The organism is Actinophytocola sp. (assembly GCF_036378875.1).
Taxonomy (GTDB): Bacteria; Actinomycetota; Actinomycetes; order Mycobacteriales; family Pseudonocardiaceae; genus Actinophytocola.
Map to the genome: position 1 here is coordinate 36700 of NZ_DASUVO010000091.1, position 16589 is coordinate 53288.

General features: G+C 68.8%; 13 protein-coding genes. 8 read left to right on the forward strand and 5 right to left on the reverse strand.

The genetic code is table 11. From position 1 onward, the window contains the following. Position 1 precedes the first annotated feature (1 nt). The 5 genes from VF106_RS26415 (at position 2) to VF106_RS26435 (ending at position 9672) form a co-directional block, all read left to right on the forward strand. Positions 2-268: an HPr family phosphocarrier protein gene (locus tag VF106_RS26415; RefSeq protein WP_330842539.1), complete on the forward strand. Its 267-nt coding sequence runs from the start codon at positions 2-4 to the stop codon at positions 266-268. Continuing rightward, on the forward strand, positions 261-1883 hold the full coding sequence (ptsP, locus tag VF106_RS26420) for a phosphoenolpyruvate--protein phosphotransferase (RefSeq protein ID WP_330842540.1): 1623 nt from the start codon (positions 261-263) through the stop codon (positions 1881-1883). Before VF106_RS26415 ends, ptsP begins: the two co-directional genes overlap by 8 nt. Before the next feature lie 447 nt (positions 1884-2330). Beyond that, positions 2331-3464, forward strand: coding sequence for a multicopper oxidase domain-containing protein (locus VF106_RS26425; protein WP_330842541.1), 1134 nt, complete (start codon positions 2331-2333; stop codon positions 3462-3464). A 44-nt stretch (positions 3465-3508) separates the two neighbouring features. Then, the gene (locus VF106_RS26430) at positions 3509-7489 is read left to right on the forward strand and encodes a ThuA domain-containing protein (RefSeq protein ID WP_330842542.1); all 3981 of its coding nucleotides are present in this window, start codon (positions 3509-3511) and stop codon (positions 7487-7489) included. Between the two features lie 65 nt (positions 7490-7554). Beyond that, complete coding sequence (locus VF106_RS26435; RefSeq protein WP_330842543.1) at positions 7555-9672, forward strand: OmpL47-type beta-barrel domain-containing protein; 2118 nt, start codon at positions 7555-7557, stop codon at positions 9670-9672. Between the two features lie 104 nt (positions 9673-9776). On the opposite strand, the gene VF106_RS26440 is transcribed toward VF106_RS26435, so the two are convergent. The 5 genes from VF106_RS26440 to VF106_RS26460 are packed head-to-tail and all read right to left on the reverse strand — an operon-like array spanning position 9777 to position 13770. Next, the gene (locus VF106_RS26440; RefSeq protein ID WP_330842544.1) at positions 9777-11015 is read right to left on the reverse strand and encodes a cytochrome P450 family protein; all 1239 of its coding nucleotides are present in this window, start codon (positions 11013-11015) and stop codon (positions 9777-9779) included. Beyond that, positions 11016-11633, reverse strand: coding sequence for a GTP-binding protein (locus tag VF106_RS26445; RefSeq protein ID WP_330842545.1), 618 nt, complete (start codon positions 11631-11633; stop codon positions 11016-11018). Beyond that, entirely contained in the window at positions 11614-11958 is a 345-nt protein-coding gene (locus tag VF106_RS26450) for a DUF742 domain-containing protein (protein WP_330842546.1), read from the reverse strand. Before VF106_RS26450 ends, VF106_RS26445 begins: the two co-directional genes overlap by 20 nt. Positions 11959-11962: 4 nt before the next feature. Next, on the reverse strand, positions 11963-12364 hold the full coding sequence (locus VF106_RS26455) for a roadblock/LC7 domain-containing protein (RefSeq protein ID WP_330842547.1): 402 nt from the start codon (positions 12362-12364) through the stop codon (positions 11963-11965). Beyond that, positions 12361-13770, reverse strand: a complete 1410-nt coding sequence (locus VF106_RS26460; RefSeq protein WP_330842548.1) for an ATP-binding protein — start codon at positions 13768-13770, stop codon at positions 12361-12363. Before VF106_RS26460 ends, VF106_RS26455 begins: the two co-directional genes overlap by 4 nt. A gap of 375 nt (positions 13771-14145) precedes the next feature. Between VF106_RS26460 and VF106_RS26465 the strand changes: the two genes are divergently transcribed. The 3 genes from VF106_RS26465 to VF106_RS26475 form a co-directional block, all read left to right on the forward strand. Continuing rightward, on the forward strand, positions 14146-14427 hold the full coding sequence (locus VF106_RS26465) for a DUF3311 domain-containing protein (protein WP_330842549.1): 282 nt from the start codon (positions 14146-14148) through the stop codon (positions 14425-14427). Then, positions 14427-16061 (forward strand): monocarboxylate uptake permease MctP, encoded by a 1635-nt coding sequence (gene mctP / locus VF106_RS26470; protein WP_330842550.1) that lies wholly within the window; start codon positions 14427-14429, stop codon positions 16059-16061. The genes VF106_RS26465 and mctP overlap by 1 nt, the downstream gene beginning before the upstream one ends. Before the next feature lie 143 nt (positions 16062-16204). Next, on the forward strand, positions 16205-16589 hold a 385-nt coding region (locus VF106_RS26475), incomplete at its 3' end, for a hypothetical protein (protein WP_330842551.1).

Consider the following 16589-nt stretch of genomic DNA (forward strand, 5'->3'; position numbering starts at 1 on the left):
GATGCCAGCGAGGGAAGTTGTTGTCGGATCACGGATCGGGCTGCACGGGCGGCCGGCGGCGATCGTGGTGAAGACGGCGCAGGCGCAACCGGTGACCGTGCGCATCTCGATCGCCGAGAAGCCGCCGGTGGACGCGCGGAGCATCATCGCGGTGCTCGCGCTCGGCGCACACGGCGGCGACACGGTCACCATCTCGGCGGACGGCGACGGCGCCGACGCGGCACTCGACGCGATGGCGGAAGTGCTGGCGAAGGACCTCGATGCCTGACATGACGGGGCTCGGCGTGAGCCCGGGACGTACGGCCGGTCCGGTCCACGCGATGGGCAGCCCGCCGCGTCTGCCCGCCGAGGTCCCGGTGGCGGGACCGGACGAACGCGAGCGGGCCACGGCCGCGCTGGCGTTCGTGGCGTCCTCTCTGGAGGAACTGTCGACCACAGTGGACGGTACGGCGGCGGAAGTCCTCGCCACACAGGCGATGATGGCCGCCGACCCGACGCTCGCCGACGCGGTGGCCGCCAGGATCGCCGACGGCCGTCCCGCGGCGTGGGCGATCACCGACGCCATCGGCGAGCAGCAGGAGACGTTCAAGGCGCTGGGCGGCTACTTCGCCGAGCGGGCCGCCGACCTCGCGGACCTGCGGGACCGGGCCGTGGCGTGGCTGCTGGACGTGCCGATGCCCGGCCTGCCGCGCCCCGGCGTGCCGTTCGTGCTGGCCGCCGACGACCTGTCGCCGGCCGACACCGCGCTGCTGGACTCGTCCGTCCTCGCGATCGTCACCCGCCGCGGCGGACCGACCAGCCACACGGCGATCCTGGCCCGGTCCCGCGGACTCCCGGCGGTCGTGAGCTGCGCGGGCATCCTCGACGTGCCCGACGGCACCCCCTTGTCGGTCGACGGCACGACCGGTGTCGTCGCGCAGGTCACCGCGCTCGAGGCGATGGAGATCCGCGAGGCCGGCCTGGCCGACCGGGCCCGCGACGCTGCCATCACGGGCCCCGGCCGCACGGCCGACGGCGAGTCCGTGCCGCTGCTGCTCAACGTGGGCGGCGCGGCGGACCTGGCCGACGACGGCGAGGGTGTCGGCCTGTTCCGCACGGAGTTCCTCTTCCTGGGCCGCACGGCCGCGCCACCGGTAGCGGAGCAGGAATCCGCTTACCGGGCGCTGTTCGAGGCGGCAGGGGGCCGGAAGGTGGTGCTGCGGACCCTGGACGCGGGCGCGGACAAGCCACTTCCGTTCCTGGGGCTCGCGGACGAGGAGAACCCCGCGCTGGGTATCCGAGGCCTGCGCACGGCACGCGTCCGCCCGGCCGTGCTGACCGAACAACTGGAGGCGGTGTCCCGCGCCGCCACGGCGACCGACGCCGACGTGTGGGTGATGGCCCCGATGGTCGCCACGGCCGCCGAAGCCGCCGAGTTCGCCTCGCTCGTCCACCAGGCGGGCCTGCGCACGGCCGGCGTGATGATCGAGGTCCCGGCGGCCGCCCTGCACGCCAGGCAGATCCTGGCGTCGGTCGACTTCGTGTCGATCGGCACGAACGACCTGAGCCAGTACACGATGGCCGCCGACCGGATGAACGGCGAGCTGGCCGACCTGCTCGACCCGTGGCAGCCGGCGGTCCTCCAGTTGGTCGCCACGGTCGCCGCCGCGGGCCGCGACCTGAACAAACCGGTCGGCATCTGCGGCGAGGCCGCCGGCGACCCGCTGCTCGCGTGCGTGTTCGCCGGCATGGGCATCACGACCCTGTCGATGTCCGCGCCATCACTCCCGCCCGTCCGTGCGGCACTGGCGTCCCACACCATGGCCGACTGCCGACGCCTGGCAGAACTGGCCCTGAACGCGACCGACGCCCCCACGGCCCGCAAGGCGGTCGCCGGCGGCTGACCCTCGCGGGTCTCTCGCGTGTCCAACGCGAGAGACCCGCGAGTCCAACGTCCTGGACCCGCGAGTTCGACGAATCGCGGGCCTGGCCAGGCGGCAGTTGATCCACAGCGCTCCGGAAAAATTCGTGCAACCCGTGTACTAACGGGCAACTTTGCTGCACGCTTGCGAGTTCAACCAACCACCCTCGCGCCCTCGTTACGCCGTTTGGAGCCTTAACTTTCGTTGCTTTCCGACATAAGTTCGGGTTGTTTAGACCAGAAGCGACAATGTCCACGCCGGCGAGGGACCGCCCGGGAGCCACACCCGGGTCGAAAGGCGAGGCAGCGTGACAACGGACGTCACTCGTAGGTGCCACACCGTGTCGCGTCGCGTCTCCACACTCCCCGTACCAACCTGAGCGGCTTGAAACAGCCGCTCTTCCACTGTGTCCTGGAACGGAGATCCACGATGGAGGAAGAAAGCCGGCCGACGCTCTCGCGTCGATCGATGCTCGCGGGCGCGGCGGCGGCAGGTGTGCTTGCCCCTGCCGTTGTCGCGAGCGGGGTCGCCGCGGTGTCGGCGTCGGCCGGTGCCGAGGCCGCGGCGGGCGCGGCCAAGGCGCTGAGACAGATCACCCTCTACGCCGAGCAACTCGCCGGCACCAACCTGTTCGGCTATGCCCTCGAACCGGGCAAGCCGACGATCCCCGGCCCGCTCATCGAGATCTACGAGGGCGACACGCTGGAGATCGAGCTGGTCAACAACACCAACCAGCGCCTGTCCATCCACCCGCACGGCGTCAACTACGACACGGCGTCCGACGGTGCCCCGTTCAACGCCTCGTTCAACAACCCCGGCGAGACCCGCGTCTACACCTGGCGCACCCGCAGTCAGTACGAACTGGACGGCTACTACATGCCGGGCAGCGCGGGCTACTGGCACTACCACGACCACGCCATGGGCACCGACCACGGCACCGGCGGCCTCCAGCGCGGCCTGTACGGCGGCCTGATCGTGCGCAAGCGCGGTGATCTGCTTCCCGACCGGCAGTACACAGTGGTCTTCAACGAGCAGTCCATCAACAACAAGGTCGCCCCGGACACCCCGATGTTCGAGGCCAGGCAGGGTGAGCGGGTCGAGTGGATCTGCATCGGCCACGGCAACCTGCCGCACACCTTCCACCTGCACGCGCACCGCTGGGCGGACACCCGCACCGGCATGCTCACCGGCGCGAACGACCACTCGCACGTCGTCGACAACAAGAACCTCGACCCCGGCAGCTCATTCGGCTTCCAGGTGATCGCGGGTGAAGGGGTCGGCTCCGGCGCGTGGATGTACCACTGCCACGTCCAGTCCCATTCGGACACGGGGATGGCCGGGATCTTCCTCGTGCGTAACCAGGACGGCTCGATGCCGGCCGGCGCGCAGGAGGCCATCGACCGCTTCCACGGCCACGCCATGACGCACACGGACATGAGTGCCATGAACATGACACCGGTGCCGACCGGCCCACACGCCGGCTACGCACCACTGGCTCCGGGAAACCCGTCGGCCAAACGGGCCAACAACGGCATGCCAGCAGACCACGGCGGCCACAAGTAAACAGCCACCCGACTCCACCTGCAGAGAAAGGGAGAGGCCCAACTATGGGGCGAAGAGGCTCTACGAGCCGCGCCGCCAGGATGCTCGCCGTCGGCGCGGCAGTCCTGCTCAGCGCACCACTGGTACTCACGACAACGGCCGCGGCAGTACCGGCACCTGCCGCGGCCGTCGCACCGGCCGCGACGGTCCCGATCAACGTCCTCATCTTCCACGGCGCGGCCGCGCAACAGCTGGACCCGGTGGTCCGGGCGGCCGACGCGATCTCCAGCATGGCCGTGGCCAACGGGATCAGCCCGACGGTCTCGTCCGACCCGGCCGTGTTCAACACCGCCAACCTCGACAAGTACCGCGGCGTGGTCTTCCTGTCGGCCAACGGCGTCACGCTCACCCGTGACCAGGAAACCGCGCTCCAGGAGTACATCAAGGCCGGCAACGGTTTCCTCGGCATCTCCGACGCGGCCCGCGCCCAGCCGGACTCGACGTGGTTCACCGGCCTCATCGGCAGCCGCCCGATCGGCAGCCGGTTGGAGCCGGCGCCGGTCGCCGAGGTGACCGCCAACGGCGAGAACCCGCCGAACGAGACCAAGGACAAGCTGCTCGACAACAACTCGCAGACCAAGTGGCTCACCAGGACCCCGACCGGCTGGGTGGTCTACAAGCTCACCACGCCTGCCGCGGTGGGGAGCTACTCCCTGACCTCGGCCAACGACTTCACCGGCCGGGACCCGAAGAACTGGACCCTGCAGGGCTCCAACGACGGTACAAGCTGGACGGACCTCGACACCCGCACGAACGAGGTGTTCCCGGAGCGCTTCCAGTCCAGGAAGTTCACGTTCGCCAACACCACGGTGTACTCGCACTACCGGCTGAACATCACGGCGAACTCCGGCGAGCCGCTCCTGCAGCTGGCTGACTTCGCGGTGTTCGGCGGTGCCGAGACGCCGCCGCCGCCCGACCCGGCGCCGCAGTCCGCGGTGATCGACGTCCTCGACCGGCAGCACCCGGCCAACGCCGGCCTGCCGCTGAACTGGACGCGCACCGACCGCTACCTCAACTGGGACCCGAACCCGGTCGGCACCGTCCACACGATCGCGCAGGTCGAGGAGAAGACCTATCAGCCCGGCCCCGCCGCGCTCGGTCCGTTCCACCCGATCTCGTGGTGCCGTGACTACGACGGCGGCCGCTCCTTCTACACCGGCATGGGTCGCACGGAGGCGAGCTACAGCGAGGCGGAGTTCCGCGGCCACGTGCTCGGCGCTCTGAAGTGGACAACCGGCATGGTGCGTGCCGACTGCAAGGCCACCATCGCCTCGAACTACAAGGTCGAGCGGCTGACCACGAACAACGCGGCCGGGCAGCTCAACCAGATCGGTGAGTCGCACGGCCTCACGGTCGCGCCGAACGGGCGGGTGTTCTACATCGGACGCGGCGCCTGCGCGGGCAACGCCGTGCCCCAGCCGAACGACTGGACCAACCCGAACATCGGCCTTGGCTGCGGCACGATCCACCAGTGGGATCCGACCACCAAGCAGGTCAAGCTGTTGGCGACGCTCCCGGTGATGGGTAACCGGGGCGGCGGCGGCGAGCTCGTGAAGAACGAGGAGGGTCTCCTCGGCATCACGCTCGACCCGAACTTCAGCAACAACGGCTGGATCTACGCCTACTGGATGCCGCACGCGTCGATCGACCGGGACAAGCGGATCGGTAAGCGCACCATCTCGCGCTTCACCTACAACGCGTCGACCTCGACGTTCGACCTGGCTTCCCGCAAGGACCTGCTGTCCTGGGACACGCAGATCCACAGTTGCTGCCACGCAGGTGGTGGCATGGCGTTCGACAAGGACGGCAACCTCTACGTCGGTTCCGGTGACAGCAACTCGTCGGAGGGCTCGAACGGCTACTCCGGCAACAACTGGACCCAGGCGTGGCAGGGCATCTCGTTCCAGGACGCCCGCCGTACGGCCGGTAACACGAACGACCTGAACGGCAAGATCATCCGCATCCACCCGGAGGCGGACGGCACCTACACGATCCCGCAGGGGAACCTGTTCCCGGTGGGGCAGTTCCCGGCCGACAAGACGCGGCCGGAGATCTACGTGATGGGTGTCCGCAACATCTCGCGCCTCGCGATCGACCCGGAGACCAACTGGCTGACCGCCGCGTGGGTCGGTCCGGACGCGGGTTCGCCGAGCCCGGAGCTGGGCCCGGCCAAGTACGAGACCGCGACGATCATCACCAAGGCCGGCAACCACGGTTGGCCGTACTGCATGGGCAACAAGCAGCCGTACCGCGACCGCAGCAGCATCGACGCGGCCGTCCTCACGGGTTGGTACGACTGCGACAACCCGATCAACACCTCGCCACGCAACACCGGTCTGGTGAACCTGCCGCCGGTGCAGAAGAACATGATCTGGTACTCGCCGGACGGTGGCGGCCCGGTGTTCCCGAACCGGCCGAACAGCAACATCCCCACCTACAACCCGGCGGACCAGACGTTCACCGAGCCGTACCTGCGTGGTGGCTGCCAGGCCGTGATGGACGGTCCGACCTACCACTACGACCGGGTGAACGCGAACAGCGGCGTGGCCTGGCCGAAGTACTGGGACGACAAGTGGTTCATCGGTGACAACTGCCAGGCGACGAACCGGATCGCGGTGACCGTCGACCGGAACAAGGTGGCTTCCGCCGACCCACCCGCGTTCGCGGAGTCGCTGCGGGCGATCATCCCGGGCGGCGGCGGTGACGCGAAGCTGCAGAGCTGGATGGACGCCAAGTTCGGTCCGGACGGTGCGCTGTACATGTTGGACTACGGCAGCGGCTTCTTCACCGTCGACCCGAACCAGAAGCTGATCCGGATCACCTACACCGGTGGCGGCGCGACGCCGGCGACGACCGCGAGCAACGTCGCGGTGCAGAACAAGCCGCTGACGTACGCCTTCAACGGCTCGAAGTCCGGTGGCGTGTCGTACAAGTGGGAGTTCGGTGACGGCACCGTGTCCACACAGGCCAACCCGAAGCACACCTACACCCGCACGGGTCCGTTCACGGCGAAGCTGACCGTGACGTACGCGGACGGCGAGACGGTGACCACGCGGACCGCGGTGAACGTGGGCTGTGTGACGTCCGACTCGAACACGTCGGTGACCTTCGGCGACGTCGACACGACTGTGCCGAACCGCAACGCCGGGGCCGGCTGCAAGGTCGACGACCTGATCGACGACGAGAGCACGTGGCCGTCGCACGCCGGGTTCGTCTTCCACGTCGAGACCGTGGCGGACGGCCTGGTCGAGCTCGGCATCCTCAACACCAACCAGCGTGACACGCTGGTCGCGGCCGCTGAGGCGTCGAAGATCGGCACGCCGGGCGTGTTCGGGTACGACGCGCTGTACGACGGCACGGTGGAGTCGTTCCGCAACTGGGCGATGGCGCCATCCGGTCAGTTCGTGATACAGCCGGACGGGTCCCTGCGCACCAGCGGCGGGCTCGGGATGTTGTGGTACGCCAAGCAGTCCTTCCGGAACTTCTCGGTGAAGATGCAGTTCCGGGACGTCTCACCGGAGGGCACGGCCGGCAACAGCGGTCTGTTCGTCCGGTTCCCGGACCCGAGGACACCGCTGGCGCAACGCCCGCCGGGCAGCTGCGGCACGGTCGGCTCGGCGCAGACGTCGCAGGCCTGGGTCGCGATCTACTGTGGACACGAGATCCAGATCTACGACGGTGCCACCGGTGAGCCGCAGAAGACCGGGTCGATCTACAACTTCGACCCGCTGCCGCTGGACCAGGTGGGTGCCACCCCGAAGGGTCAGTGGAGCGACTACGAGATCAGGGTTGTCGGACAGCACTACACGATCATCCGCAACGGCAAGGTGATCAACGAGTTCGACAACGCGCCGGGCATCTCCTCGTCCCGGCCGGGTGACCCGCCGACGGATCTGCGGCAGTTCGCCGAGGGCTTCATCGGCCTGCAGAACCACGGCACGAACGACCTGGTCGAGTTCCGCAACGTCCGCGTGCGGCCCCTGTAACAACCGGGTGGGCCGGGCGGCCTGGGGGGCCGCCCGGCCTTTCCCCGGTAGGAGGACAACCAATCATGACCCGACGATTCCTCGCCGCGGTCGCCGCGGCGGTCGCCGTGCTGGGGCTGGTGGCGTTACCCGCGTCGGCCAGCACCCCGTCACCGGCGTCCGCCGCACCGGCCCTCGCCGCGGCGCAGACGCTCAACTTCACCGCTGGCAACAGCCAAGAGGCCTATGTCAGCTTCCCGACCACGGCGGTGGCGGGGGAGACCACGATCGTCTTCGAGACCAGCGAGGCGACCGGCAACACGACCGGCATGTCGCACACGCTGACGTTCGACACGTCGACTCCCGGCTACAACACCGACGTACCGCTGAACCTGCTGGCCAACCCGTTCGACGCGAACAACGGCCGCCACGAGGCGACCGTGAACCTGACCCCGGGCAGGTACCGCTTCTTCTGCACGATTCCGGGCCACAGCACGATGGTCGGCGAGTTCACCGTGACCGGCGGTGGTGAGGACACGACCCCGCCCACGGTCACCGCCCAGGTCACCGGCACGCAGGACCAGTCCGGCAACTACGTCGGCGCCGCGACGGTGGCGGTGAACGCCACCGACGCGGGGTCCGGTGTGGACAGTGTGGAGTACCAACTGGACGGTGGCGTCTGGCAGACGTACTCGGCGCCGTTCCAGGTGACCTCCCTCGGTGCGCACACGGTCCGCTACCGGGCCACGGACGTCGCCGGCAACACGTCGTCGGAAGGCACGACCTCGTTCACGGTCGTGGCGGGTCAGGGGCAGGACACCACCCCGCCCACCGTGACGGCGAACGTGTCCGGCGCGCAGAACAGCGAAGGCAACTACATCGGCTCGGCGACCGTCACGGTGACGGCGGCCGACTCGGGCTCGGGTGTCGCCTCGGTCGAGTACCAGGTGAACGACCAGGGCTGGAACCCATACACGGCACCGGTCCAGATCACCAACCCGGGCCAGTACGTGGTGCTGCTGCGGGCGACCGACGCGGCGGGCAACGTGGGCAACGGCCAGGTGTCCTTCACCGTGGTCGAACGCCCGAGCGACACGACCCCGCCCACCGTGTCGGCCGAGGTGTCCGGCGAGCAGGACGCGCAGGGCAACTACCTCGACGTGGCGACGGTGACCGTGGCGGCCGCCGACACCGAGTCCGGGGTGGCCTCGGTGGAGTACAAACTGGACGATGGCGCGTGGACGCCGTACACGAGCGCGGTCGTGGTGAACGCGGCTGGCATGCACATGCTCAGCTACCGCGCGACCGACGTGGCCGGCAACGTGTCCGCGGAGGGCATGGCGCACTTCACGGTCGTCGACCAGGACACGACGGCCCCGACCGTCACCGGCCTGGCGACCGGCGAGCAGGACCCGTCTGGCGCGTACATCGGCTCCGCGATGGTGGTGCTCTCGGCCACCGACGCCGGCTCCGGCGTGGCGTCCATCGAGTACAAACTGGACAGTGCGAACTGGACCGTTTACTCGGAGGCCGTCCAGGTCATGGCGCCTGGCGCGCACACGGTGCTTTTCCGGGCAACGGACCGGGCCGGCAACGTGTCGGCCGAAGGAACGCTGACGTTCACGGTGGTGGCCGACGAGACCGACGACACGCCACCGTCGGTGTCCGCGCTGGTGTCCGGCACGCAGGACGCGAACTGGGCGTACCTGGACGGTGCCACGATCAACATGTCGGCACTGGACACGGGTTCCGGCGTGGCGTCCATCGAGTACACATTGGACGGTAGCCCGTGGACGGTGTACACCTCCCCGGTGGCCGTGGACTCGGCGGGCACGCACACCTTCCAGTACCGCGCGACGGACCGGGCTGGCAACGTGTCCGCTGCCCTGACGGGCACGTTCACGGTGGTCGAGTCCGGCCCTGGCCAGGGTCCGGACGTGTGCCCAAGCTCGGACGTCCGCGACACGGTCGTCATCGGTGAGCTCGACACCCAGGTCGCCAACATCGACACCGGCAACGGCTGCACGATCAACGACGTCATCAACGAGACGTACGAGTGGCCGGACCACAACGCCTTCGTCCGCCACGTCAAGCGAGTGACACAGGAACTGGTGCAGAACGGGGTGATCACGACCGACCAACGCAACCGCATCGTCTCCGCGGCGGTGAACTCGGACGTGGGCGCCTCGGCAACCAAGGTCTGACCACTCACGAACCGGGTCCCCCGGTGGCAGTCACCGCCTGCCCCCGGGGGACCCTCTGTTCCTGAAAACGTAACTCGCGGGGTCCGAACGCGCGACTCGCGGTGTCAGTGGGTTGGGGTGGGTGGGGTGAAGTGGACGGGGAGGCTTGCCGGGCAGCGGGTCCACGGGGAGGGCACCATCGTGATCTCCTCGGCCGGGATCGCGAGTGTCACGTCGTGTAGGCGGTGCAGTGCCGTGTCCACCGCGATGCGGGCGATCATGCGGCCAGGTCGCTGAGCCGGGCAGGCGTGTGGGCCGGCGCTCCACGCCAGGTGGGAGCGGTTGCCCACCTCCAGCCACGGGTCGTCCGTGTGCACTCGCGCGTCGTTGTTCGCCGCGCCGAAGGCCATGATCAACGCATCGCCGCGCTGGATGTGGGCGCCACCCAGCTCACAGTCGACCAGTGCGAAGCGGGCCGGCAGGTTCGCCATCGGCGGGTCGCGCCACAGGACCTCGTCCAGCGCGTCGTCGATGCCCAGCCTGCCGCCGCGTAACCGGCCGGCGAAGCGGGGGTCGGTGAGCATCAGGCGCAGGGTCTGCGCGATCCACGTGGTCGTGGTCTCGTAGCCCGCGGTGATCATGAGCAGGATCGACTGCTGGATCTCGAAGTCGTTGCGCATGTTGGGGTGCCGCAGGAAAGCCGTGGTCAGGTCGTCGGTCGGCGTCTGGCGGTGCGCGTTCATCACGCCGGTCAGGATCCGCTCGAGGTTGTACGCCTCCGCCTGCGATCCTTCCGCCGAGCTGACGATCGCGGTGAACGCGGCACGCAGCTCGTGGCTCTGCTCGCGGCCCATGCCGAAGAACCCGGCCACGGTCAGCAACGGCACCACGGCCGCGTAGTCGGACACCAGGTCCGCCCGGCCGAGGTGCTCGATGCCGGTGATGAGCTCGTTGCAGGTGGCGCGGATGAACCTGGCCATCCGGTGCTCGTCGAGGCTCTCCAGACCGTCGTCGATCGGGCCACGCAGCCTGCGGTGCTTGTCGCCGTCGGCGTAGGACGCGTGGTCCCTCGGGAACATCATCGGGCCGAGACCCGAGTCGGGGGCCACCACACCCTCGGTGAAGAGCCGCCAGTTGTTGGGGTCACGGGAGAACAGCTGCTCGTTGCGCACCACCTGGCAGATCTCGTGGTGTCCCATGACCAGCCAGGCGTGCACGTCCGCTTCGAGCTCGACCGGCGCGACCACGCCCCACTGCTCCTGCAGCTCCCGGTACACGGCCTGTGGGTCCGCGTTGCTGGTGGTCGCCGTCAGCGGTGTCAGACCGGTCATGTCGGACAGCCGTCGCCGGTGTGATGTGCGCATTTAGGTGAGTGCCTTCTCGGATGCGGGGAAGTGGAGTGCGTGCTCGACCAGCTTGATGAGAGCCTGGGCCGAGGATTCCTTGTTGCGGGCGTCGCAGTGCACGATCGGCGTGTCCGGCAGGAGGTCCAGCGCCTCGCGCAGCTGGTCGGCGCCGTAGCGGGGCGCGCCTGGGAAGTCGTTGACGGCCACCGCGAACGGCATGCCGGTGCGGGTCTCCAGCTGGTCGAAGACCTCGAAGCTGTCCTCGATGCGCCGCGTGTCGATCAGGACGAGCGCGCCGACCGCGCCCTCCGCCAGGCCCTCCCACAGATCCCAGAACCGCCGCTGTCCCGGCGTGCCGAACAGGTACAGCACCACGTCGGGGCTGACGGTGATGCGGCCGAAGTCCATCGCGACCGTGGTGGTCGCCTTGTCGTCGAGGCCGGTGAGCGAGTCGACGCCGACGCTCGCGAGCGTCATCGTCTCCTCGGTGCGCAGGGGCGCGATCTCGGAAACCGATCCGATCAGCGTCGTCTTGCCGACCCCGAACGCGCCGACGACGAGGATCTTCACCGACTGGGCCACGGTGGGCGCGACGTAGCGCCCATCGTCTGACCAGTCAGAGTTTTCGGAGGCCATTGAGCACCTTCTCCAGAAGTTCGGCCGAGGGTGGCGAGTGGCGCGGCGCGGAGCGGACCTGCAGATGGCCCGAGTCGACGAGGTCCGACGCGATCACGACCACGAGGCTCACGGGCAGCCGCATGTGCGCGGCGGCCTCGGCGAGCGAGAGCAGGCCGCCGCACATGTCGAGCAACTCGCGTTGCTGGCGGGTCGGGGTGACGGGCGGCGGCGTGTCCGGGTCGACGACCAGCAGCGTCTCCGGCCTGATCGTGTTGCGGGACGGGTGCGCGCGGCCCGAGGTCAGGACGTACGGGCGGACCGGGTGGTCTCTGTAGTCCTCCACGGGCTCAGCTGCCGCGGGTCGGGGTCGCGAGCGTCCGCTCTCCGATCATGAGGACCTGCGCCTGCATTTGTTGGGCGACGAGCGCCGGGTCGATCACCGGCTCGGTGACCACCGCGAGTCGGGAGCCGTCACCGGCGCCCCGCACGAACAGGTAGCCGCCGTCGAACTCCACCATCACCTGCCGGGCACCGACCCCGGTGCCGAACTCCTTGCTGACGCCCTGGCCGAGCGCGGACAGGCCGGCGCAGGCCGCGGCGAGCTTCTCCGCCACCTCGGGTGGGGTGTGGTCGGTACGGACCTTGAGTAGTCCGTCGGCCGTGAGCACGACGACATGCCGCACACCCCGCACCGACCTGATCAACTCCAGCATCCAGCTGTTGTCGACGGGCTGGGTGGCGGCACTCATCTGTGATCCTCCGAGGTGGTGTTCTCTGTTGTGGGGCTGTGGTTCTCGTCGACGTCCTCGCCGTTGGCAGCCGCGGCGCCGGAGAGGAACGCGTTCATCCACTGTCCAGCCTGCTCGGGATCTTCCTCGAGGTCCCGTTCGGCCGGCCAGTCCACTTTGGGCTGGTTCTCCGGTACCGCGTGCCCTCTGCGGGAACGGCGGCGGGGCAGGGCGGGCAGGTCGCCGTTCTCGGCGTTGCCGGATGGGACGAGCGGTTCCAGTTCGACCTGGCCGCTCTGGGTCTCGATCTCCCAGTCCGGTTCGGGAGTACGTGGTTGCGGTGCTGGCAGCGCGTGGCGTTCGGAACGTCTGGTCAGCGCGTGGGCGGCGACGACACCCGACGGCGCGACGGCCTCGGTCAGTTCGGTCGGCACCAGCACGATCGCACGCAGGCCGCCGTAGACGGACTCGGTGATGTCGACGCGGAAGCCGTGCCGGCGCACGTACGCGCCCACCACGGGAAGACCGGTCTGCGGGATCTCACCGAGGTCCGAGATCCGGACCGGCCGGCGACCGGACGCGATCTCCCGCACCTGTTCGAGGCGCTTGTCGTCCAGCCCGACACCGCCGTCGTCGATCTCGATCACCGCGCCGCGTTGCACGTGCCGCAACGTCACCAGCACCTGTGTGGTCGGCGGCGAGGACTGGGTCGCGTTGGACAGCAGTTCGGCGACCAGGTGGATCAACGGCTCGACCACGCGCGCCGACACCGCGGCCGCCGGGTCGCCGGAGACCTCGACGCGCTGGTAGGCGGTGATCCGCCCGGCGGCGGCACGCACGACCTCGGAGAGCGGCAGCGGCTCGTGCCACTGCTGGCCGGGCCACTCACCGCAGAGCGCGGCGAGGGTCTGGGCGTTGCGGGCCTGCTGCGCGGCCGCGTGGTCCACCCGCATGCTGGTGTGGAGGATGTCCGGGTCGGTCGGGTGGTGCACCACCATCCGCGCCGCCTCCTCCTGGATGCGGTGCGCGGAGGACTGCACCTTGCGCCCGAGCGCGACGACCGCGGCCGACACCGCGTCGGTCCTGGCCAGCTGGTCCTCCCGCAGCCGGTCGAGATGCATCGAAGCCTGCCCGACCAGGTGCGACGAGACGTCGTCGGTCGACACGTCCGGCAGCGGCGGAGCGGGCGCACCGCTCGCGAGTGCCGGCAACTGGTGCTCGGCAAGGGCTTCGAGCGCCACGTGCCTGGTCTCGGCCAGCGCGGCGAGGTTGGCGTTCTCGTCGTCGAGCCGGTTCAACTCGTCGAGATGCACCCGCCCAGCCCGAACGGTGCTGGCCGCCCCGGCGGCCACGACGCCGATGGCGACCGCGCCGACCGCGAGCCACACCACGATCCAGACCGGCGAGTCCAGCTCACGAAATATCAACGGCGAAACTGCAACGTAACCAATGACCCCGGCGATACAGGTCCAGGGACCCGTGTGTCGCACGGACGACGACACGGACGATGAGGCTGTCATGATCACCTTATGGTCGAGACTCGGGGGGACCGGCTGACACGGCGCTCACGCATGGCAGCACGCCGTGCACAGCGAGCCCGAGGTTATCCCAAAGTCAACGTGACGTGCTCATTACACCCCGGTGGCATGACAAAAAACGCCCTCCGGCCACCGGCCTGGCGTCGTCCTACCCCGTGGACCTTTGATAACACTGCGGAAACTCTTGCTGGCCCGGAGTGATCATCGGATCTATCGTAACCGGACACTGTCGTCGGTCACGCCAAACAACGAGGTAGGGCCCCCATGACGTCCGACAAGCCAAGCGGCCGAACCACCGGTCTGGTGTTCAACCCCTGGAACTTGTTGCTACTGGTCCCGTTCATCGTCCTGCTGACACCGCTCTACAACCAGAAGACGCCCGAACTGTTCGGTATGCCGTTCTTCTACTGGTTCCAGTTCGCGGTGATCCCCGTCGGGGTGGCCTGCACGATCGTCGTCTACCGGATGACGCGCAAGGCGCCGGTCACCCGCGCGCCGGGCGAGGCCGCTGACGTGGACTCCCTCGACGAGGGGAGCGCCGAGTAATGCAGTGGACCGAGCTGATCGTCTTCATCCTGCTGTTCGGGCTCGTCACCGTCCTCGGCTTCGTCGCCGCGCGCTGGCGGGCCGCGGCCTCGCTCGACCACCTCGACGAGTGGGGACTCGGCGGCCGCAAGTTCGGGTCGTGGATCACCTGGTTCCTCATCGGCGGTGACCTGTACACCGCGTACACGTTCGTGGCGGTGCCGGCGTTGCTGTTCGGCGCTGGTGCGACCGGCTTCTTCGCGCTGCCGTACACGATCATCGCGTACCCGCTGGTGTTCCTGCCGATCCTGCGCATGTGGTCGGTGTCCCGCGCTCGCGGCTACGTCACGCCGGCGGACTTCGTGCGTGGCCGCTACGGCTCGTCGCTGCTCGCGCTGCTCGTGGCGATCACCGGCATCGTCGCGACCATGCCGTACATCGCGCTGCAGCTCGTCGGGCTCGAGGCCGTGCTGCGGTCGATGGGCTTCAACGGCGCCGGCCTCCTCGGCCACCTGCCGCTGCTGATCGCGTTCGTGATCCTCGCGCTCTACACCTACCAGTCCGGGCTGCGGGCGCCGGCGCTGATCGCGTTCGTCAAGGACATCCTCATCTACATCGTGATCCTGGTCGCGATCATCTACCTGCCGACCAAGCTCGGCGGCTGGGACACGATCTTCTCCGCGGCGGAGGAGAAGTTCGCCGCGTCGGACGCGCCGGCCGACGGCATCCTCCTGAACGCCAACAACCAGCTGCAGTACGCGACGCTGGCGTTCGGGTCCGCGCTCGCGTTGTTCCTGTACCCGCACTCGCTGACCGGCGTGTTCGCCTCGCGTGGCCGGGATGTGTTGAAGCGCAACATGTCCGCGCTGCCGGCGTACTCGCTGCTGCTCGGGTTGCTCGCCCTGCTCGGTTTCGTCGCGATCGCCGCCGGCATCACGCCGATCACGAACAACGCGACCGGTCGTCCCGACGGCAACACGATCATCCCCGAGCTGTTCAACGCGCAGTTCCCGTCCTGGTTCGCTGGTGTGGCGTTCGCCGCGATCGGCATCGGCGCACTCGTGCCGGCCGCGATCATGTCGATCGCCGCGGCGAACCTGTGGACCCGCAACATCTACAAGGAGTACATCCGCAAGGGCGCGACGCCGAAGGACGAGGCCAAGCAGGCGAAGGTCGCCTCGCTGGTGGTCAAGTTCGGCGCCGTGCTGTTCATCCTGTTCATCGACCCGCAGTACGCGATCGACCTCCAGCTGATCGGCGGCGTGATCATCCTGCAGACCCTGCCGGCGGTCGCGATCGCCCTTTACACCAGGTGGTTGCACCGCTGGGCGCTCATCGCCGGCTGGGCCGTCGGCATGCTGTGGGGCATGGTGCTGCTGTACCAGATCCCGAACCCGACGACGGGCCGTGTGCACTTCGGTGGCTCCGCGCTCGCGCTGGACAAGCTGAGCATCTTCGGCTGGCAGCCGTTCGCGGGCTCGACGGTACAGATCTACGTCGGTTTCGTGGCGCTGGCGGCGAACCTGCTGGTGGCGCTGGTCGTCACGCTGGTCATCCGCCGGACCCAGGTCTCCAACGGCACGGACGAGACCGCGGCCGAGGACTACCACGTCGACGAGCACGACGAGAACCTGCGGCCGATCGCCGTGCACTGACCCGATCTCCGTGAGAAAAGCCCTTTCGAGGCAGGCGACTGCTCCGAAAGGGCTTTTCTTGCATATTCCCCTTTGCAGCTGGCTTGTGCAGATGCACGTGCAGATGCAGAATCAGAGACCTTCTTCGAGGGGAAGGAGGCGGGATGGCAGTAGGTCAGATCGCCGGTGACGCAATGTGCAACCTGCTACCACGCCTGCCCGCGCGCCAGGTCGAGTGGCTCGAGCTCGACCGGGCCGACGCGACAACGCGGTTCGTCCGGCTGACCAGTGACCTCAGCCGGGGGTTCAACTCGTCGGGCAACGGAAAGCGGATCACCTGTGGTCACGCGTTCGCCGGGGTGGGAACGGCGGTGGCGTGGGCCGCGCTGTGCCGTGATCCACTTGCGGGAGCGGCGAAACGCAGCGTCGACACGTTCGCGCGGCGGTGGCGGGCCATCCGCGACGCGGCCCCGGCCGGGCCGTGCCACTACGTCAGCCTCGGCCCCGGCGACGGGCGCAAGGACGCCGTACTCGTCGCGGACCTGTCGC